The sequence below is a fragment of the Streptomyces yongxingensis genome, from assembly GCF_055597465.1.
In genome coordinates this window covers 521,998-541,518 of record NZ_CM145717.1, presented here as the reverse complement: position 1 = coordinate 541,518, position 19,521 = coordinate 521,998, and the positions used below count along the sequence as shown (strand labels likewise).

The 19,521-nt window shown below is 70.5% G+C and carries 13 protein-coding genes and 2 pseudogenes; 7 read left to right on the top strand and 8 right to left on the bottom strand.

Annotated features, from left to right (window positions below; translation table 11 throughout):
• Positions 1–90 precede the first annotated feature (90 nt).
• Positions 91–216, bottom strand: a pseudogene (locus ACZ6TD_RS02450) (Tn3 family transposase); the annotation flags it as partial.
• Between the two features lie 115 nt (positions 217–331).
• Between ACZ6TD_RS02450 and ACZ6TD_RS02445 the strand changes: the two are divergent.
• On the top strand, positions 332–1,600 hold the full coding sequence (locus ACZ6TD_RS02445) for an MFS transporter (RefSeq protein WP_471349707.1): 1,269 nt from the start codon (positions 332–334) through the stop codon (positions 1,598–1,600).
• A 145-nt stretch (positions 1,601–1,745) separates the two neighbouring features.
• Positions 1,746–2,513, top strand: coding sequence for an alpha/beta hydrolase (locus ACZ6TD_RS02440; RefSeq protein ID WP_471349704.1), 768 nt, complete (start codon positions 1,746–1,748; stop codon positions 2,511–2,513).
• Positions 2,514–2,520: 7 nt separating this feature from the next.
• Here the strand turns inward: ACZ6TD_RS02440 and ACZ6TD_RS02435 are convergent, their stop codons facing one another.
• The 3 genes from ACZ6TD_RS02435 to ACZ6TD_RS02425 all read right to left on the bottom strand — a co-directional run bounded on the left by ACZ6TD_RS02435 (position 2,521) and on the right by ACZ6TD_RS02425 (position 6,677).
• On the bottom strand, positions 2,521–4,269 hold the full coding sequence (locus tag ACZ6TD_RS02435) for a GntR family transcriptional regulator (RefSeq protein WP_471349701.1): 1,749 nt from the start codon (positions 4,267–4,269) through the stop codon (positions 2,521–2,523).
• Positions 4,270–4,501: 232 nt separating this feature from the next.
• Positions 4,502–5,389 (bottom strand): hypothetical protein, encoded by an 888-nt coding sequence (locus ACZ6TD_RS02430; protein WP_471349695.1) that lies wholly within the window; start codon positions 5,387–5,389, stop codon positions 4,502–4,504.
• A 295-nt stretch (positions 5,390–5,684) separates the two neighbouring features.
• The gene (locus ACZ6TD_RS02425) at positions 5,685–6,677 is read right to left on the bottom strand and encodes a substrate-binding domain-containing protein (RefSeq protein ID WP_471349692.1); all 993 of its coding nucleotides are present in this window, start codon (positions 6,675–6,677) and stop codon (positions 5,685–5,687) included.
• A gap of 101 nt (positions 6,678–6,778) precedes the next feature.
• Here ACZ6TD_RS02425 and ACZ6TD_RS02420 point away from each other — a divergent pair, with 101 nt between their 5' ends.
• A complete protein-coding gene (locus tag ACZ6TD_RS02420) occupies positions 6,779–7,423 on the top strand; it encodes a TetR/AcrR family transcriptional regulator (RefSeq protein ID WP_471349690.1) in 645 nt (214 codons plus the stop codon).
• Positions 7,424–7,766: 343 nt separating this feature from the next.
• On the opposite strand, the pseudogene ACZ6TD_RS02415 reads toward ACZ6TD_RS02420, so the two are convergent.
• Positions 7,767–7,910, bottom strand: a pseudogene (locus ACZ6TD_RS02415) (SDR family oxidoreductase); the annotation flags it as partial.
• A 160-nt stretch (positions 7,911–8,070) separates the two neighbouring features.
• Here ACZ6TD_RS02415 and ACZ6TD_RS02410 point away from each other — a divergent pair.
• Positions 8,071–8,487, top strand: a complete 417-nt coding sequence (locus tag ACZ6TD_RS02410; protein WP_471349687.1) for an ester cyclase — start codon at positions 8,071–8,073, stop codon at positions 8,485–8,487.
• 364 nt (positions 8,488–8,851) lie between these two features.
• On the opposite strand, the gene rox is transcribed toward ACZ6TD_RS02410, so the two are convergent.
• The 3 genes from rox to ACZ6TD_RS02395 form a co-directional block, all read right to left on the bottom strand.
• The gene (gene rox / locus ACZ6TD_RS02405; protein WP_471349684.1) at positions 8,852–10,402 is read right to left on the bottom strand and encodes a rifampin monooxygenase; all 1,551 of its coding nucleotides are present in this window, start codon (positions 10,400–10,402) and stop codon (positions 8,852–8,854) included.
• Positions 10,403–10,683: 281 nt separating this feature from the next.
• Positions 10,684–11,316 carry a hypothetical protein gene (locus ACZ6TD_RS02400; protein ID WP_471349680.1) on the bottom strand — a complete coding sequence of 211 codons (633 nt, stop codon included), beginning with the start codon at positions 11,314–11,316 and terminating at the stop codon, positions 10,684–10,686.
• Positions 11,317–11,696: 380 nt separating this feature from the next.
• Positions 11,697–12,758, bottom strand: coding sequence for a helix-turn-helix domain-containing protein (locus ACZ6TD_RS02395; protein ID WP_471349677.1), 1,062 nt, complete (start codon positions 12,756–12,758; stop codon positions 11,697–11,699).
• 234 nt (positions 12,759–12,992) lie between these two features.
• On the opposite strand from ACZ6TD_RS02395, the gene ACZ6TD_RS02390 reads away from it, so the two are divergent.
• From ACZ6TD_RS02390 to ACZ6TD_RS02380, 3 genes are read left to right on the top strand one after another with little or no spacing between them, the layout of a single operon-like run.
• Positions 12,993–14,933, top strand: coding sequence for a hypothetical protein (locus tag ACZ6TD_RS02390; protein ID WP_471349673.1), 1,941 nt, complete (start codon positions 12,993–12,995; stop codon positions 14,931–14,933).
• Positions 14,930–17,974 carry an ATP-binding protein gene (locus ACZ6TD_RS02385; protein WP_471349670.1) on the top strand — a complete coding sequence of 1,015 codons (3,045 nt, stop codon included), beginning with the start codon at positions 14,930–14,932 and terminating at the stop codon, positions 17,972–17,974. Before ACZ6TD_RS02390 ends, ACZ6TD_RS02385 begins: the two co-directional genes overlap by 4 nt.
• A complete protein-coding gene (locus tag ACZ6TD_RS02380) occupies positions 17,964–19,406 on the top strand; it encodes an HNH endonuclease (RefSeq protein ID WP_471349667.1) in 1,443 nt (480 codons plus the stop codon). The genes ACZ6TD_RS02385 and ACZ6TD_RS02380 overlap by 11 nt, the downstream gene beginning before the upstream one ends.
• Positions 19,407–19,521: the final 115 nt, after the last annotated feature.

The following is a 19,521-nucleotide window of genomic DNA, read 5'->3' as shown; positions in this document are numbered from 1 at the left end:
GCTGAGTGGTACGTGGTTTGGGCTTGTTGCTGTGTCGGAGCTGGCTGACGGCGGGTGAGGCAGGGCGTGAGCGATCAGGTCCCGGTCGAGGACGCTCCGGCCCCGCGTATCGGCGTGCACGGTATTCGGCTTCACCTCGGAGGGGTTCTTGAGCGGGCCCTCGATGATGTAGACGGCTTCCCGCACTCCGCACGGGATGAAGTGCGTGAACGGCGCGGGCCGAAGCGGTGTAGCCACCCCCCAGCCAAAAGCTAAATATTTGCGTTTGCTCCGCTGTGGGGCCTACGGTGACTTAAAGCAAACGTTTAGCGTTTAGTGTGCGAGGAGTCCCATGTCCACCGTCACACCCGGAGCACCCGCGCAATGCGGCCCCTACCAAGCCGTCCACACCCGCACGACCACCCGTGCGGCCCCCTTCGTCCTCAGCGCCTCGATCCTGGCCGCCCTCCTCGCGGCATCCAGTGCACCCACACCGCTCTACCCCCACTACCAGGACGCCTGGCACCTGTCCGCGCTCACCATCACCGTGGTCTTCAGCGCCTACTCCCTGACCCTGCTACTGGCCCTGCTCACCACCGGAGCACTCTCCGACCACCTGGGACGACGCCCCGTCCTGGTGGGCGCCCTGCTGGTGGAGGCCGCCTCCATGGTGCTGCTGGCCTCGGCGGACGGCGCCGGTACGCTGATCGCCGCCCGCGTCCTGCAGGGCGCGGCCACCGGCGCGGCCACCAGCGCCGCGGGCGCGGCGCTCCTCGACCTGGAGGACCCCCGTCGTCCGGGCCGATCCGCCCTGACCAACAGCATCGCCCCGGTGGCGGGCATGGCCGCCGGCGTCCTGGTCTCCACCCTCCTCATCCGTTTCGCACCAGCCCCCACGGCCACCGTGTACGTCGTCCTGGCGGTCCTCTTCGCAGCCCAGGCGGTCGCGGTCACGTTCACCGCGGAGACCGCCCGCACGCACGCCGGAGCCCTGCGCTCCCTGCGCCCCCAGCTCGCCGTGCCACCGTCGGCACGGCGCGCCCTGCTGGCGGCCGGCACCGGTGTCATCGCCATCTGGGCCCTGGGCGGCTTCTACTCCTCCCTCGGGCCGGCGCTCGTGCGCCTCGTGGCCCCCGATGCCCCGCAGGCGGCCGGTGGAATGGTCTTCTTCACGCTCACCGCCGCGGCCGCGCTCACCGTGTGGACACTGCGGCGCACAACGCCGCACGCCGCCGCCACCGGCGGAAGCCTGACCATCGTCCCCGCCGCGGCCTTGACGCTGAGCGGTCTGCACGGGGCCGGCCTGCCCGCCGTCTACGGCGGCGCGGCCCTGGCCGGAATCGCCTTCGGCGCCGTCTCTCACGGGGCGCTGCGCATGACACTCGCCTGGCTCGACGCGCGGGACCGTGCCGCGACCCTGGCCGCCTACTACGTCCTCAGCTACCTCTCCATGAGCCTGCCCGCCGTCGCCGCGGGCGCCGCCACCCAGCACTACGGGCTGCGCACCGCCGCACACGCCTACGCCATCGCCGCCGCCCTGCTCGCCGTCGCGGCCGTGGCAGCACTCGCCGCCTCGACGAGGGGCAGGGCAGCCCACCACGTACACAACGACCTTCCGTAACGAGATCCAGAGGACGGACTGATCATGAGTACTGCACCGGCCGCCGACCCAACCGGCGCCGCGGGTGCGTACTGCCCGGCGCAACGTGCGAGGTGTGCACAACACATCCGACGACACCGGTCGCACAACCCCGGAGGAAGCAGTTATGAGCCAGTCCCCTCAGCTCGACATCGAGTTCGCGACGCCCCACGACGTGACCTTGCGCGGAGCGCTGTACCTTCCCGGCCGGCCCGGTCGGCACCCGGCGATCACCATGGCCCACGGGTACGGCGCGGTGAAGGAAATGGCGCTTCTCCGCCTCGCCGCCGCGTTCGCCGAGGCCGGCTTCGCCGCCCTGGTCCACGACCACCGCACCTTCGGTGCCAGCGACGGCGCACCGCGCCAGGACATCGACCCCTGGAAGCAGATCGAGGACTGGCGGCGTGCCATCACCTACCTGGAATCGCGCCCCGAGTCGACACCGACCGGATCGTTTTGCCGTCGATCCCGCGGGGCAGGCAGCAGTGGGTGTTGTCCCGGAATTCCGGCGGGCCAAGCCCGGCGGGCTGGTTCTGGTAGCGGAAGCGAAGCCGTACACTCCGCGCTCGCCGCTGCGTACGCCGCTGACCCGCGTAGAGCGACAACGAAGCTGATCGACCAGCAGCGGGGACCCGGCATTCGAGTCATAAGCTGTCTCGCCGTCCCCGGCGGAGCGGGAAGCGCGCAGCAGCGGTGGCAATCGAGCGGGAACCGCCCCCAAGCAGTGGCGTTGGTGTTGCGTGCCCGGGACCGTGGTCACCCGCGCTCAGGTACTCGGCATCACTGGACCTTTGATTCACGTGCTCGCGCCGACGCCGTTCGACGATGCGCCGGCGAAAGGCTGGGCGGGCCGTGCACGGCCTCGCTCTTCCGCACCCACCGCCGACGGCCGTGAGCCGGTATCAGCGGTCGGTGACGCCGGAGATCGTCAGCCACAGGTCCGGATCGAAGTTCCCCGCGGGTAGTTGGGCCACCATGTACCGCACGGCCACCTCCGTCTTGGCCCGCCACGCCTGGACGGCCTTGTGCCCGTCCTGATGGCACAGCGCGCGGAAGATCGCGCTGTCCCGGCGCTCGATCCGGTCCGGAATGCTGGCGTAGTCAAGCTTGAGGATCGAGATGAACATCCGCAGCTGCATCGTCAACCGCAGGAAGAACCGCGACGTATGGCGCAACCCGGCCGCGCGGGCGATCGCGTCCTGGAACCGCAGGTCGGCATCGCCGATATCGAAGTGGTCCCGTCGCCGCGCGACGCGGCGGATGTCGGCGAGCGCTTCGCTCACCGGACGTAGCGACTCCAGTTCCAACGAGGCCAGCCGTCGCAGGAGCACGACGCCGAGCGCGGCACGCACCGCATAGACCTCCATGACACGATCCGCCGTGACCATCGGGATGGTCGTACCGCGGTTGGGCATCATCTCGACGAGGCCGTCCTCGGCGAGCAACCGCAAAGCCTCCCTGACCGGTCCCCGGGAAAGACCGAGTCGCGCGGCCAGCGGCGCCTCCTTGATCCGCTCACCGGGAGGGAAGTGACCTCCCGCGATCTCTTCGCGCAGCGCGTGGGCGACCCGGTCCACCAGCCGCGGGGAGCCCTGGCCCGGCGTCTCCGCCGGTTCCGCGCCCGCGATGGCGGCCAGGTGGGCGCTCCCGGTCAGTGAGCCGGAAGTACCGTCATTTCCGGCAGCCGGTCCCGGAACCCAGATCAGCGGCGCGGAACGGTCGGCCAACCACGAGCGCACGCTGCCGCGGACGTCCGGGTCGAGCGTCCGGTTGCCGAGCAGCGCCGCCGCATCCGCCGCCCACGGGCGCCCCGCCGCCACCGCACGCACGTGGCAGCGGGAGTGCCCGCGCAGCCGGCGTGCGACCCTCGGATCGCTGAGCACGGCGGCGCTGTCCACGAGGACGTGCGTCTCGGCCGTCGGTGGGACCGCTTGGTGCAGATTGCCGAGGAAGGTCAGGAAGTGGCTCACGTCGCCCCTCGGCGAGGGTGGCCGTCGTTCGCCGGAGAACGCGTCCGCACCGGATGCGCCGGAGAACGCGTCCCCACCGAATGCGCCGGAGAACGCGTCCGCCGCGGCGAGGACCAGCGCCGCATCGGACCGGTGGCCGGTGCGGGGATCGCCCCGCTCGAACCGCCCATCCTCGCCCAGCACCACGGCGAGGGCACGCACGCGGGGAGTGAGCAGCACGCCGCCGATCGTGCGCTCCCGCCCTGGAAACCAGTCCGAGGGCACGGTTCCGGGATCGAGCGAGCGGAGAATCCGGCTCACGCTGGTCTGGCTCACCCCGGTCGCCGCGGCGAGCGAGCGCGAGGACCAGCGGCCCGCCCTTGTGGGCGGATCGTCGAGCAGCCGCAGCACGACCCGGTCCCGCTGGGCGCCGGTCGCGGCGCGAGGTCTGCCTGATCGCGGCCGGTCGCCGAGTCCGGCGAGCCGCTCGGACTGGAACCGCGAACGCCACCTGCCGACCAGCTGAGGCGAGACACCGAGCCGCTCGGCCACCGCCCTGTCGGTCGGCTCCTCCTCACAGGCCAGCACGATCCTGGCACGCAGAGCGACCGCCTGCGACGACACCCGGCTGTGCGCCCAGTTCCGCAGCGTGCTCCGTTCCTCGCTGGTCAGGGTCACGGCGGCGCGTAGGGAGCGGGTCATGCCGCGGATGCTAAACCGAACTTTCGACTCGGGAAAGCAATGCTCCCCGGCAGCGACGCAGCCGACTCCTGGCTCTGGGGGCGGCCCAGCCGGCCAGGAGCTGCAGGGCGTCGGTGGCCGGTGTGCCGGGTCCCGCACTGTGGACGGTGATGGACAGATCGCTTGTCGCAGCAGATTCACGAACGCATCGAACGAGGCGACAGTATGCGTGCCATCGCTCGTGAACTCGGTCTCAGCCGGGGCTCCTGATCAACTGACGCGCCTCCAAATGTACGGAGTTCTGCCTCAGGATGGACACGGCGGACACGGTCCGGTACCCGCGCCACTCAAGGGCGGCGACCGGCGAGTAGCTCGTGAAATCGACCAGCCAGCCGCCGTCGTCCTGATGCCCGGCAGCCAATCGGCGCAACTCGGTGTCGATGACGCCCGGGTCGTACAGCCTGCGTGCGGGACGGCCGGGAGCGGGGGCGACGTCCAGTGGGCGGATCACCTCGTCCGCGGCGCCACCTTCGACGGGTAGCAGGCCATTGTCGGGGATGAACCGCCGGAGGTGGCCGAGCAGGGCGTCCGCTTCCGGGCGGGTCTCGGACGCGGCGTCGAGGAACCGGATCGCGAAGGACAACGCGATCGCGTGGGGTCTGTCGCCGATCGCTTCGATGGCGGTCAGGCAGTACTGTGTCGCCCGGTCGAGCCAGGGATGGGCGGCGACGGCGGGGTCGTATGCGGCCACGCGCAGTGCGCCGCCGACTGCGAACGCGGTGCTGTGCAGGGTGGAGACCTTCGGGTCGGCCTGCGCCCAAAACGGTGCGCAGCCGCTGGTGTCCGTGACGGGCAGTGCAAAGGGCAGGCCGCCGTCGGGCAGGGAGACCGACGCCAACCAGTCGCACAGGCGCGCGGCGTGGGGTGTGGTGGCAGGAGCGATGTCTTCGAATACCTCGAAGGCGTGCAACGCGCCCACGGGCTGGCTCTCGGGCGCACGCAGGTCCGGCTCGAGTCCCCAGCCGTATCCGCCGTCCGGATTGCGGTAGCCGTCGAGGGCGGCGAGCACGGGGCTGGTGTCGGTTTCGCCGAAGAGCAGCTCGAACCGTCGACGATCGAGCACTCGGGCATGCGTGGCCATGAACGAGGCGGCCGCGGAGAGATCTACGTTCATGCCCTTACCCTGGCACCGTCGCAGGTGTCCGGCTTGAACGTTTCGGACGTGTCCGCAGACAGCCGCTGGCTGTGTGAGGGGTCGGCCCGGCAGGCACGTCTCGCCGCGGCGGTCTGGCAGGGTTACCGCTGCCGTCAGGCGAGACCGACGATGCCCAGTTCCATGGCGGCCGTCGGCCCAGCCATCGACACCGTGCCGGCCGGCAGACGCTTCATCCAGCCAGTCGAGGAGTTCCTTCCGCCGAACCTGGCGCTCGTGCCGCTCAGGTGTCAAGGAACGCGGGGACGAAGATGTCCTCGCTGGTCAGCAGGCGCTTCGAGAGGCCCTGTTCGTGGTGGTAGCGCAGGAAGGTGTCGACGGCCTTGCGGTTCGCGCCGAGGCCGTAGGGCCACCAGTCCTCGCCGAGCAGCGTCCTGTTCTCGTCGAAGTGCTTGCTGAACCAGGGGGTGATGACGCCCATGTGCTGCTTCTGGGCGCCTCGGCGGTACCTCTGCTGGGTGAGTTCCTTGGCCTCGCAGAAGGCGCGGTAGACCGACTTCAGAACGTCGGTTTGTTCGACCAGTTCCCTACGGACCGCGACGATGTGCATTTGCGGGAAGATCCCGGTACGCCGGTAGTAGTCGCGCTCCACGTTCTCGTAGCCGGGGAAGAGCCGGGCGATCTTCGTCGAGCCGTTCAGCAGGGGCTGGGGGACGTCGACGGAGATGAGCGCGTCGATCTCACCGGACTCGAGCATCGTGGCCAGGGTCTCGCCGTCCGCCGCGTGTCGCACGTCCACCCCTTCCGGCACCGGCTGCGGGACCCAGTCGAACGCGGGGATGGGGTGGTCGGTGCCCCCGATGACCCAGCGGCACTGATCGGGGGTCACGCCGTACTCGTCGGAGAAGATGCCCTTGAGCCACACCCCTGCGTCATGACCGAACAGCGCGAACTCGCCGATCGTCTTGCCCGCGAGGTCCTGCGGCTTCTCGATCCCCGCTGCCGTGTTCACGAAGATGGCCGAGTGCCGGAAGTTGCGGTTCGGGAAGATCGGCAGCGCTGTGAACGGCGCGTCCTCCAGGTCGAAGGAGCGCAGGAAGTAGGTCAGGCCGAACTCCGCCACGTCGTAGCGGCCCTCGAGCATGCTGCGGAAGATGTCCGAGACCAGCGGCGCCGACTCGAGGGTGGCATCCACTCCGTCGATCGTGACGCGGCCGTCGAACAGTGCCTCGGTGTGTTCGTAGGTGTAGGCGGCGACACTCAGTTTCGCGCTCATCGTCGATCCCTTCTTCCGTGAATGACCTTTCACTTTTACGCTAAGCTCGTAGGATCCGCAGGTCAAGGTGAATGTTCATTTACGTTGAAGGAAGGTCGGTCATGCCGCGCATCACGCCGGAGCGTCGCGAAGCCAAGCGCGCGGAGATCGTGGCGGCGGCACGCCGCTGCTTCTCACGGGACGGTTTCCACCAGACCTCGATGCCCGACATCGCCGCCGAGGCCGGCGTCTCGGCCGGGGCGCCCTACCGCTACTTCGCGAGCAAGGAGGAGATCATCCTTGCCATCGCCGGAGACGCGTTCCGGCTGATCTTCGAACCGGTCGAGCGGCTGGCCGCCGTCGCCGACGCCGCCTCTGTCGCCGACCTGGTGGCGGCATCACTTGAGGCACTGAGCGTCGAGACCGTCACAGATGCCGCAGGACGCGCGGTTCCGGTCGAGGAACTGCTGCGCTGCGCCGTACAGACGTGGTCGGAGCTGCTGCGGAACGATGCCGTGCGCGCTCGCGCCGTCGAAGGCTTCGAGTCCGTACGCCGCAGCATCGCCGATGCGCTGCGCCGCGGCCAGGCGGCAGGCGCCGTTCCGCCCGCCGTGGAACCTGAGCATGGCGCACGGCTGGTGATGGGCCTGCTGCACGGGTTCCTGCTCCAACGTGTGGCTTTCGATCTGACCGATACAGCGGGATTCACCGACGATATCCGGATGCTGCTCGAGGGCGCGGGGCGGCCCGAAACGACGCCGGGCTGAGTGGCGGCGCGAGACCGTGGCCGCGCGGTGCCCGACGGCATTCGCACCCCGCCCGTCCGAGACGGACGCGAAGACGGATCAGGGCGGTGGCATCGAGCATGCGGCTTGCACCTGGGCCCGGAACTTCTCCAGCGGCGGGTCATTTCGCGCGGTGACGAACCGCGGCCCGTAGTAGGGGAAGGCGTTGGACCGGAACGCCTCCGGCGAAGGCTGGATGAGCCTCAGGCAGAACAGACAGGCTGCTCCGGTCCCGAGCCCTCAGATCCTCTTGAGGCCGGGGGCGGAACGGCGGGGCGTGGGGCAGGGGCAGCATCCACACTGGCCGTCGCGTCGACCTCGTTGGTCAGACGCGTGGGCCGAGGAACAGGCCACCGCTCGCGTCGACGATCTGACCCGTGATCCAGCGGGCGGCGTCGGAGGCGAGGAAGGCGACCACGTCGGCGACATCGTCGGGCCCGCCCAGTCGGTCGAGCGCCGTCATACCGGCGAAGCGCGAGGCTAGGTCCGCCTGCAGGCCCAGCGCCGTCGGAGGCTTGCCGCGTAGACATGCTGAGGACGAGCGGCGGATGTACGGTCGGTATACGGCGTAGGTACGGACTTCTCAGCCGACGAACAGGCCGGTGCCCCAGACACACCCGGGAGTGCCCATGGCTCAGCAAGCGAACATCGCCGCACAGACTGCTTTCGGAGACGCCGTCGTCACCGGCAACCTGGACGCTCTGGACGAGATCGTCGCACCCAATTCGGTCGACCATGATCCCGCCCCGGGGCAAGTGCAGGGGCCCGAAGGGTACAAGACCATGTTCAGCGAGTTGCGAGCGGCTTTTCCCGACTTGCACGTTGAGGTGGAGCACCTGGTTGCTACCGATGACGAGTTGGCCTTCGCCTATGTGGTCACCGGGACGCATCTGGGACCGCTCATGGGGCAGCCACCGACCGGCAAGAAGGTGAGCTACCGGGGCATGCAGATCAGCCGCTTCGACAGCGACGGCAAGCTCGTCGAGCGCTGGGGCAGCAGCGACGAACTCGGCATGCGGCGTCAACTCGGCCTGGTTGAGATGTGACCTGCCCGCAGCCTCGCTGCCCGCTGCCGCCCTCGACCCAGGTCTCCGCCACAAGCTACGAAACCCACGCCCACCGCTCCGAAGCCATCATCCACGTTGCGATGATCGACCTCATAAGCCGACGCCTCACCCGCGAAACTTCATGTTCGACAGACGGCCGTTAGACGAACGCACGGCCGCCTGCGCCGATCCACTCCGCGGTGCTCTTCCCCCGTCCTCCGGTCGTCACTTGGAGGCTAACCCTCCTCGCAGGCCGGCCCTGGCGCCAGAGCACCACGGCTGATGCTGCCTCCAGCCTCCCGATGGTCAGTCGCTGCTGGCCCTTCGATCCTCCTCACGGGCCTTTTCGGTCGCGCAGGCGAAATCAGTTGGCGGGCTTGCCGAACCAGCGGGAGAGGTGGTCGTCCAGGTCCTGCTGATCGTCGCCGATCCAGGCGACGTGGCCGTCGGGGCGTAGCAGGACGCACGGAACATCCAGTGCCGCAGTGGGATCCGCGAGGTAATCGACCCGGTCCGACCAGCCGCCGACGGTCAGGCGTTCGGTGCGGTCCAGCAGTAGGCCGCGGCCGTGATGCAGTAGACCGTAGAGGTGGCCGTGTTTCACGTCGATGTCGGGCAGGCGGCGGCCGAGCAGGTCGGGGCCTTCGCCGAAGTCGTAGCGGATGCCGATCGCGGTGATCTTCTCGATCAGATAGCGGTTCACCTCGTCGAAGTCCATCAGTTCGGTGAGCAGCCTGCGCACGGCCCGCGGGCCCGGTTCGGGGGAGTGCAGTTCCATCTGGGCGCGGGTGTTGTCCAGCACGTCCTCGGCGACCGGATGGCGTTCGGCGTGGTAGGTGTCCAGCAGCGCTTCCGGCGCCCAGCCGCGGATCTGCGCGGCCAGTTTCCAGCCGAGGTTGAATGCGTCCTGAACGCCCAGGTTGAGGCCCTGTCCGCCGGTGGGTGGATGGATGTGTGCCGCATCGCCGGCCAGCAGCACTCGCCCGACCCGATAGCGTTCGGCCAGCCGGGTGGCATCCCCGAAGCGGGACAACCAGCGCGGGGAGTGCACGCCGAAATCGGTGCCGGCGATGGTGCGCAGCTGTTGTTTGAAATCCTCGAGGGTGGGTGGTTCCGCGCGATCGCTGACTCCCGCGGCGGGGACTACGACGCTATATGCCCCTTCGCCGAATGGCCTGAGCCAGAACCGCTTATTGGTCTCGCCGATTTCGGCCACCTTGGCGGCGATCTCCGCCTGCGGCACACCCACTTGCATCTCGCCCATCAGCGTCTCGGTCCGCGAGGGCTCGCCGGGGAAGCCGACGCCGAGCAGTTTGCGCACGGTACTGCGCCCGCCGTCACAGCCGACGAGATAGCGCGAACGCAGCTGTTCGCCGTCGGCCAGCTCGACGGTCACACCCTCGTCGTCCTGCTCGAAATCGGCCACCGCACGACCGCGCCGGACCTGCGCGCCCAGTTGGATCGCACGTTCTTCGAGCAGGCGAACGATGACCGGCTGCGGGATGCCCAGCAGATAGGCGTGCGCGGAATCCAGGCCCTTGGGCGCGGGTTTGTTGATGGCGGCGAAGAATCCGCCGGCCGGGCGCTGTCTTCCGTGTTCGAGAATGCGATCCAGCAGTCCGCGCATTGCCATCAGCTCGATACTGCGAATGTGCAGACCGACGATGCGGACGAACGACACGGGCTCGGTTTCCTTCTCCAGAACGAGTACCCGCACATCGTGCAGCCGCAGTTCGGCGGCCAGCATCGCGCCGGTCGGCCCACACCCGGCAATGATCACGTCGAACATGAGGGGCGCGCGATCGGCGCCGGAGGCCGACGACCGGAGTCCGGGGACGTCGCCCACGGTGAAGTCGCGTTCGACCGTGTCGTTCGACGACGGCTCGGTGGTGCACTGCGGAGAGTGAGAGTGCATAGGTGTTGCCTTTCGGGAGTGCCTTGTTGTGGAGGCGCTCCCGGCGACACCTACGTCAATCGCCGGCCGTGACGGGAAGGGGGAGCACCCACGTCGATACTGCGTTCATGGGTCTCACCTCCTCGGGCGGTGTCACGGTCCACCGCAAGCTACAGCCCGAGCATCACCCCGTCCAATCCTTTCCCAGCCGGGGGAGGGGCGAAGTACGGGCGTTCTCCTGGCAGTGACGTGCGCGGGTGTCTGGGACGGAGTGCAGCAACGCCGGATCGTGTCGAGGCTTCTCAGGAGGAGGTTGCTTCGCCGGGCTCGGCCGTACCAGCGGCCGCGTCCGGGGCGGTGGCCGAATAGAAGACGGCCCTCTGCTGCTTGGTGCGGTGTGCTTGCCCCTTGGCGACGAGTGACTCGAGCGTGCTGCGCACGACCGTGGCCTTGATCTCGCGGTCCGGGAGGGTCTGGGTGAGGGCGGCGGTGACTTCGGCTGCGGAGCGCGGTTCACCGTGCCGGGTCAGGTCATCGCGGATGAGGTCCCCGAGCGTGGGCACACCCGCGTTTCGTACCCGCTTGGGGCGGCCCCTGCCTGACTCCGCACGCTTCCGCTTGCCGCTCGTCATGTCGGCTTTCTTCTTCGACGTGCGTGCCGCTGGCAGCGACACGGACTTCCGTGTGGCGGACGAGCCATTCTCCACGCCGCTGACGTCGGTGTTCTCCGGTGCGTCACCGGTGGCTTCGTTGTCGAGAGTCTGCCGCATGCTGAGCAGGAGCGCCCGGTTGTTCTCCAACGCCGACAGTTGTTGTTGCAACGTCGCGATGTCGGCGCTGAGGCGTTCGTGTTCGGCCGCGTTGCGTTCGAGGTCGGCGGTGATCTGTGCCGTGTACTGGGTTTTCAGGCTGGTGTTGTCGGCAGAAGTGTCCATCACAAGCTCCCTCGTCTGGGCGCCGTTACATGTTGGTGCTGGATGGTACCTCGGCACGATGGCTACGTGGCTACTGACTTCAGTGGGCAGGTGTGTAGGTGATGCGGGTGTCGCGGCACTTGTTAGCGAGGTCGGTGAGCGTGGTCACTTTGCCAGGGTCTGCCGACAGTCCCCAGCGGGACTTCACTACGGTCCATTCCTCGAGTGCCGGCCGGGCGCCATGACCATGGTTCTGGTCGACGCCCAGACCTACGACGGCACCGCCTGCACCGCGTCGAGCCGCTGCGCGGACTGGCTCCGGCGGAACTGACCGGCGTCGGCCGCGGCCGCGGCGCGGCAGGCAGTGTCGGTGCAACGGGCGGCAGCACTATGTGACGCGATTACCAGGTGACGGCGCCAAGCCAGACGATGACGGGCTGCTCGGAGGCCGAGTAGAGCTGCATGCCGATGGCGTGGACGGTATCGACCTTCGGGACGGTCCATACGTATGGCTGCCAGCCCGTCCCGTTCGGTAGCGGCCGCTCGGTGCCCGGCTGGGCGGTTTCGGGCGCGAATGCGGGATGGGAGTGCGAGTCGTAGGCCCAGAAGCGTACGCCGCTGCCCGGTTCGGGGCCCGGGACCCGCAGCCAGAAGGTGACCTTCATGCCCGGGGCCAGGCCGGTGAGTTCGTGCGTGGTGCCCACGGCCGCGGCGCCACGGGTGTTGGTGGCTCCGGTGACCGTGAACTGGAGGGAGTGCGTGCCGTGGTAGGCGGTGACGGTGGTGATCTGGGCCTGCGCGACCTGATTGCCCCAGAACACGCCCCACCGGTCCGTGCCGCGCCCGAAGTCGATACGGACGGAGGCGGACCCCGAGGAGGCACGGGCTGGCGCGGTACCGGAGGAGGCACCGGACGCCGTGCCGGGTGGCGAGTGGTGGTGCGGACGGGCGAGCCTCACGCCAAGCCCGGTGACGGCGGCCACCAGGAGGACGGCGGTCGCGATGAGCAGCGGGCCGCGCCTGAACCGGGGCCTGCGACCCGCCTCCGTGGCGGCGTCCTCGTCGTGGGGCCCGCCGGGAGGCGCGGGCGGGGTGATGGGGGTGGCAGGGTCGCCCTTCCCGGACTCGGCCGCCGCCACGTCCGGGACCGGGGTCCGTAACAACCGGTCGGACTGCTGGCCGGCCCGTTCGGCAAGCGCCTTCTCCCGCAGGTTGCGCAGCGCTCCGTCGGAGATGCCGAGAACGCGCTCGCAGCCCTCGACGATGTTCAGCGGGGCGATCCGCCGGCCGAGTTCGTAGTCCACCAGTGTCCCGTGGCCGCTGAGGTGGATCAGGCGGGCCAGCTCCCGCAAGGACATGCCGCGTGCCAGTCGGCGGCCGCGTATCTCGGCGCCCAGGCGCCGGGCGTACTCATTGGTCCCCTGGCCGTTGGTCCCCTGGCCGTTGGTTCCCTCGTCCCCCATGAAGTCACGATATCGAGCGATACTCGCGGCTGTCCCGGTGGATTTCGGTCACCCGGCGGTCCAAGGCGGTCCAAGGGCGGTCCGACGGTGGTCCAACGGCGGTCCGACGGTGGTCCGACGATGGTTCGAAGGTGGTCCGCTTGTGGTCCACGGCCCTACCGACCGGCAGGCAGGCCCCGGACATTGGGGTTCACAGGACCGGCCGTATGGAGCCGCATGAATGGGGGAGCCGCGATGACCGTGAACGTCCCGGTGAGCACATCACTGTCGGGCCCGGGAGGGCCGCCTGCTCGCAAGGGCGCCGGACTGGCCGACCGGCTGTTCGTCCCGGGCCAGCGCGTGGGATGGGAGTACGTGCGGCCCGCTCCGCCGGTGCCGAGCCCAGAGGCCGACCGGCCGCCGGAGTGGGTTGAGCCTCCCGACCCGACGGCACCGAAGCCGAAGCCCGTGCCGCCGCCGGTGCCGTACGCCTCGGGGGCGGCGGCACGCAGGAGGGCCAGGGGTCCGATCGGGTGCTACGCCGTCATCGGGTTGTCCGTCCTTTCCGGGGTGACGTCCGTGTACGGCCAGGTCCCGATCATCCTGGGCGTCGTGGTCCTGCTGGCACTGTTGGCGGGCAGAAGAGTCCGCACCGGGGTCCGGCGGGCACGATACCGGCAGGACCGTGACGCCGCCTTCGCCGCGTACCAGGCGGAACAGGCGCGGTGGCGCGAGCGGGTGGCCCGGCACGACGAGGCGGAACGGCGGCGTGTCGCCACGGAGCAGTGCTGGTACCCGCTGACCCCGGCCTCGGGGCCGGACCGGCTGGACGTGTTCGGCGGCACCAGCGACGGCTGGGCCAGCCTGCTGACGACGGTGGGGTGTTCGCTGCTGGCGGGCGGGGCCGACGTCCTTCTGCTGGACTTCACCGAACAGCACATCGGTGACGACCTGGCCGCGTTCGCCGAGCAGCAGGGCCACCCCGTACGGCAGGTGACGCTGCCCGGCGGCAGGCGGTCCTGGCACCCGCTGGACGGGCTGGACCAGGACGGGCCGGCCGAGCTCCTGGCCGATGTGGTGCGCAGCCTGCGGGCGTCGGCCGGCGCCGCGGGGACCGCCGACGACCGGGCGCTGGACACCGAGCTGCTCGCGGCGGTGACCGCCCGGCTGGACCGGCCCTGGACCCACCGGCGCATCGCCGCCGGGCTGCGCGTCCTTCGCCGGCTGCACGACCCGGCGGGGCCCGGTGTCCTGGCCGAGCGGGAGGTGGAGCGGCTGACCGCCGCGGTGGACACCGTCGGGAACGCCGCCCGGGTGGACCAGGAACTGCAGTTCCTGACCAATGTGCTGGACCTGCTGGCCGCGGGCGAGGACCAGGACGAGGAGCCGGGTACGCGCGGTACGGATGGCGGCGAGCCCGATGTTCTCGCCGCACGGGGGCTGGCGGTCCTGCGGACCGCGGGTAGCCACCCGCGGCGCAAGGACGTACTGGACCGGCTGGTCTTCCACCGGGTCCTGCGGGCGCTGGCCGGCGCTCCGCGCGGCGCCGCCGGCCGGATGGTGGTGGTCGCCGGTGCCGATCACCTGGGCCGCGAGCCGCTGGAGGAGCTGACCCGGCTGGCGGAACGCAGCGGTGTCCGTCTGATGCTGATGTTCGAGCGGCTGCGCGGCGAGTTGCACGACCTGCTGGGCGGCCGGGACAGCGTGACCCTGCTGATGCGGCTGGGCAACGCCCGTGAGGCCACCATGGCGGCGGAGTTCGTTGGGCGGGGCCACTCCTTCGTCCTCAGCCAGCTCACCGAGTCGGTGGGTGCGACGTTCACCGAGGGGGTCGCGGACAGCCATGGCTACTCCTTCAGCGAGACCGACAACCGCTCGCTCTCCTTGAGCAACGGCCAGTTCGGCAAGGTGTCCGTGCCCTTCGCCGCCGCGTCCTACGCGCGGGCGGTCAGCACCTCACGCTCGGAGACCTGGCAGAACACGGTCAACCAGTCGGTGGCCGAGTCGGCGACCGAGGGCCGTACGGTCAGCCGGGTCTACGAGTTCACCGTGGAGCCGACCACCGTACAGTCGCTGCCCGCGACGGCGTTCGTGCTGGTGGAGGTCGGCCCCAGGGGACGCCGGGTGGCGCTGGGCGACTGCAACCCGGGGATCGCCCTGCTGGACCGGGTGGCGAGCGCGCCGCGGGAATCATGATGGGCGCGGCGGCGGGCCTGTCGGCCGCGGGGGCGGGGAGCGCGGCCGTACGGGAGGAGACCGGGCACGGCCGCGAAGGGGGCGGCGGCGCCGGTCCGTTCACCGGATTCCGTTTCCACCGGCTGACCGAGGTTCCCGCCGGCGAGGACGACGACCGGACCGAGGCCGCCCTGACGGCCGCGCTCACCGCGGCCCACGCCGAGCTGTCCGGAAACCCGGGCGCGGGCCTGGCCGTCGCCTGGCAGCGGACCGCGCCCGGCGCCCCGGTCGAACTACTGGTCGGCGGACGGCCGTACTTCCCGCCGGCCGGCCCGGACCCGCGGCCGGCCGGTACAGCGGGACCGGTGCTGTATCCGCCGGGCAGCAGAGGGCCGTCGGTTGACACCGGCCCGCTGGCCGATGGCTGGCAGGCGGTCCCGGCATGGGTCGCCTGCACCGGCCGGGCGGACCCCTTGTGGGCGGCGGAGACGCCCGCGGGCGGGACGGTACGCCGCGGCGCCTTCGCCGACAGCGTGGCCCATCTGACCGGACCCTTCGTCTGGCTGGTCCTGGCAGAACCCGCCACCCGGCAGTCGGTCACCGCCGAACTGGCGGAACTGTCCCGCCACATCCCGGTGCTGCGGCAGCGGGAGAACTCAGCCCTGGACCGCGTCGCCCTGGACCGGGCCCAGGCCAGATACCGCGAGCTCAGCCGCGCCGAGGCGGCCGGCACCTGGCGGGTGAGGGTCGCGGCGGGCGGTCCCGACCCGGCATCGGCCCGGCGAACCGCGGCCCTGCTGTGTGCGGCGGTCGAGCTGGCCGATCTGCCGTACCTGCTGGTTCCCGGGGCCGACCTGCCGTACCCGCCGGCTCCGGGGCCCGGCCCGGTGCCCTTCGGCGGCCTGTCCACCCCGGGCGGACCGGCCCGGGAGTCGGCCCCCGCGGGCGCCGCGCTGCACGCCACCGCCGACCTGCTGGCCGCGCTGACCCGGCCGCCCGAGCGGGAGTTGCCGGGCCTGCGCGTGGTGGAGCGGGCCCGATTCGACGTGACGCCGGAGAGCGGGGGCGAGGTCCCGCTCGGCGTGGTCCTGGACGACGCCGACCGGCCCTCGGGCGCGTTCTCGGTCCGCACCGCCACCCTCAACCGGCACGCCTTCGTGGCCGGCGCGACCGGCGCGGGCAAGTCCCAGACCGTACGCCATCTGCTGACGGGCCTCCACCGGGCCGGAATCCCGTGGCTGGTCATCGAGCCGGCCAAGGCCGAGTACGCGCGGATGGCCGGCCGTATCGGCGCCGAGCATGTCGCGGTGATACGGCCCGGGGCGCCGGACGTGGTGCCGCTGAGCCTCAACCCGCTGCAACCCGAGCCCGGTTTCCCGCTGTCCACGCACATCGAACTGGTCCGGGCACTGTTCACGGCCGCATTCACCGCTACCGACCCCTTCCCCCAGGTGCTGGCCGGCGCGCTGGCCCGCTGCTACGCCGAACTGGGCTGGGACCGGGTGCTCAGCACCTCCCGGTTCCCGCACGCGGTACCCCGCTACCCCACCCTGGCCGACCTGCACCGCACAGCGCTGGAGGTGGTCGAGGGCGTCGGCTACGGCAAGGAGGTCACGAACAACGTGCGCGGCTTCGTGGACATCCGGCTCGGCTCACTGCGTCTGGGCACCCCGGGCCGGTTCTTCGCCGGTGGCCACCCACTGGACCTGGCCGACCTGCTGCGGCGCAATGTGGTGCTGGAGATCGAGGACATCGGCAACGATCAGGACACCGCCTTCCTGATCGGCGCGATCCTCATCCGCCTGCACGAGCACCTGCGGGTGCACCGCGACGCCCGGGGCGGCGGGTTGCGGCACGTCACCGTGCTGGAGGAGGCACACCGGCTGCTGCGCCACGTCGACCCGGCCACCCCGGCGGCGCTGGCGATCGAGCTGTTCACCACGCTGCTCGCGGAGATCCGTGCCTACGGCGAGGGCATCGTCGTCGCCGAGCAGATCCCCGCGAAGATCGTGCCTGACGTGATCAAGAACACCGCCCTGAAGATTGTTCACCGGCTGCCGGCGGCCGACGACCGGGCGGTGGTCGGCTCCACCATGAACCTGGACGAGGCGCAGTCCCAGCACGTGGTGTCCCTGGAGCCTGGGCGCGCCGCGGTGTTCGCCGACGGCATGGACCGTCCGCTACGGGTACGGATCCCCCTCGGAGAGCACCAGGAGGCCGACGCGGCACCCGCCGGCCGGGTCGCCGCCACCGGACCCGCCCGAGCGACCTGCCCCCCACAGTGCGCCGCCGAGCCGTGCACCCTGCGGCAGATCACCCGGGCCGCCGCCCATGTCGAGCAGGATCCTGAACTCGCCCTATGGATCGAACTGACGACCGCCGCGCACGTCCTGGGGCAGCCGGAACCCCTGCCCGAGCGGTCCTGGCTGGCGCGCCGCGCCGCGTCCCCCGGCCGGCGGCTGCTGGACTGCGCCGCCGGACAGCTCGCCCAGGACGCGGTGGACCGCCGCTACCGGGCGCTCATCGAGCACTACCAGCCCGAGGACCTCGCCCGGCACGTCATCTCACGGGTCCGGGCCCATCTGGCCGGGCAGCCCGGCGACGGCTGCGACGGCACCGAAGTCCACTGGCAGGCCGGCCCGTTCCGCTGGCGGGACGTCTTCGCCGCCTTCGCCGCCCAGGACTACGACCCCGATCGCCCGCACCCCCTCACCGGACAGTGGCAGGCCCGCGGACTGGACCTGGAGGCGGTGCCCGCCCGAGAGCAACTGCTGAACCTCCAGCGGCTGCCCGGCTCCCGTATCACCGACCGCACCGCGGTCGACGGCACCGGCGAGCCCCCCGCCCACCAACGGCTGGCCGCGGCACTGTCCCGGCCCGGCCCCCCGATCCGGCGCTTCATGGAGGCGACACGCTTCCTCACCTTCAGCAGCGCCTGGCCGCTGCACCGCCTCTACCCCAGCGAATGGGACGCCGCCCGGGGCACGGACGAGGCCACGGGTCAGGACACGGGCCGGAACCCGGCCACCGCATCCGGAAAGCAGGTCCGCGATGAGCGCTGACCTCGGCGGCTCCGACACGCCCTCGCCGTACGAACCGTACGAGAAGGTCCACGCCTCAGGGGAATTCCCCTCCGCACCGGCCAGGTCATCCGAGCCCGCCGAATCAACCGGCGGGGCCGACCGGCCGGAGACCACGCGGCAGACGGAGGCCGGCGACACCGTGAAGCCGGCCCGACCGATGGAGCCGGATCTGGCCTCGCAGGTCGGCAGGGCCCTCGGAGAGGCGATCGGCACGGGTGAGTCCTGGGCCGACGCCACGGAGTACGCGATCGGCACGGGCGAATCCTGGGCCGACGCCATGGAATTCGCGATCGGATTCACCGAGCGGCACGACTGGCCGGGCTCCTCGATCGAGGACTTCATCCTCGCCGGGCCGGCCGCGTCGCGCCCATCCCACCACGAAGGTGCCCGCGCACAGGACACACCGGGGACGACCGCGGAAGCCATCGGGCCGAAGGCCACGCCCGGGCCGGAACCGAAGGCCGCCGCCGAGGCGACCGCCGTGCCGGACAGCGAACCTCGTCCGTCCGGGCCCGCGGACGCGCCGTCCAAGGCCGGGGACCAGGACCGTGTACCGCCCGAGCCCCCGTCCGACCCGCCGGATTCCCACGATGCCCCCGAGCAGTCTCCCAGCCCCTGGTGGGACACCCGGGACGACCCGTACTACCGCTTCTTCTACCTGCCGGAGGGCGACCCGTACAAGACACATCCGAACACCGGGGAGGACGACCCCAAGAAACATCTGCGCACACCGAATGACGTCAACTCCACAATCGGCGGGCAGGTCGACATCAAGAACTCACTGACGGCGGAGCAGGTCGACGAGGTCCTGAACACCGATCCCGGCACCCTTCCCGAAGGACCCCTGCGAGAGGCGTTCGAGGCGATGCGGCAGGACTACCAGCACCACCTCACCGGTACCGACAGCACCTCGCTGCCGACACCGGACCTGCACGAGAAGCTCGCGGCGCTGCGCGCCTGGGGCGCCGACACCTTCCACGCGAAAGGAAACACGCTCAGCAACAGTGACTACTCGGGACAGATCGTGTGGGCGCAGAAGGGAACCGCCCAGGATGCCGAGGAACAGCCGGTTTACATCAAGCTCGTCGGCGTCCCCGACTTCACCAACCAGATACTGACCGACGCATCCGGCCCCAAAGCGGTGAACCTGCCCAATCCCACGCCCGGCACGACCAACAAGGACCTCCGTAAGTCCGACATCGAACAGGCGAATCGGTTCGACCACGGCAACAAGAACAACATCCCCGGCCAGACCTGGCATCACGTCGACGGTGACCGGGAAGAGGGCGAGGTGCGTGCCGTGATTGCCGTCCCCACATGGGTCCACGAGGCCATCAAGCACAGCGGCGGCGTGGCGCGGATCTTCCGCGCTCAGGCCAAGGCGTCACCGGCCGCCGCCACCGACGAGTAGACGACCGCACGCTTCGGACCGCCGGCCCCGGGACGTCGTAGATGCACTGGTCGATGCCGTACGTAAGAGTCGTCGTCACCAGCGACGCCACGCACACCCGTGGTCGTGCTCGGCG

Excerpts from the sequence above, each read along its gene's own strand:
- ACZ6TD_RS02445 (WP_471349707.1), top strand. The coding sequence starts at position 332 with ATGTCCACCGTCACACCCGGAGCACCCGCGCAATGCGGCCCCTACCAA.
- ACZ6TD_RS02440 (WP_471349704.1), top strand. The coding sequence starts at position 1,746 with ATGAGCCAGTCCCCTCAGCTCGACATCGAGTTCGCGACGCCCCACGAC.
- ACZ6TD_RS02435 (WP_471349701.1), bottom strand. The coding sequence starts at position 4,269 with ATGACCCGCTCCCTACGCGCCGCCGTGACCCTGACCAGCGAGGAACGG.
- ACZ6TD_RS02430 (WP_471349695.1), bottom strand. The coding sequence starts at position 5,389 with ATGGCCACGCATGCCCGAGTGCTCGATCGTCGACGGTTCGAGCTGCTC.
- ACZ6TD_RS02425 (WP_471349692.1), bottom strand. The coding sequence starts at position 6,677 with ATGAGCGCGAAACTGAGTGTCGCCGCCTACACCTACGAACACACCGAG.
- ACZ6TD_RS02420 (WP_471349690.1), top strand. The coding sequence starts at position 6,779 with ATGCCGCGCATCACGCCGGAGCGTCGCGAAGCCAAGCGCGCGGAGATC.
- ACZ6TD_RS02410 (WP_471349687.1), top strand. The coding sequence starts at position 8,071 with ATGGCTCAGCAAGCGAACATCGCCGCACAGACTGCTTTCGGAGACGCC.
- rox (WP_471349684.1), bottom strand. The coding sequence starts at position 10,402 with ATGCACTCTCACTCTCCGCAGTGCACCACCGAGCCGTCGTCGAACGAC.
- ACZ6TD_RS02400 (WP_471349680.1), bottom strand. The coding sequence starts at position 11,316 with ATGGACACTTCTGCCGACAACACCAGCCTGAAAACCCAGTACACGGCA.
- ACZ6TD_RS02395 (WP_471349677.1), bottom strand. The coding sequence starts at position 12,758 with ATGGGGGACGAGGGAACCAACGGCCAGGGGACCAACGGCCAGGGGACC.
- ACZ6TD_RS02390 (WP_471349673.1), top strand. The coding sequence starts at position 12,993 with ATGACCGTGAACGTCCCGGTGAGCACATCACTGTCGGGCCCGGGAGGG.
- ACZ6TD_RS02385 (WP_471349670.1), top strand. The coding sequence starts at position 14,930 with ATGATGGGCGCGGCGGCGGGCCTGTCGGCCGCGGGGGCGGGGAGCGCG.
- ACZ6TD_RS02380 (WP_471349667.1), top strand. The coding sequence starts at position 17,964 with ATGAGCGCTGACCTCGGCGGCTCCGACACGCCCTCGCCGTACGAACCG.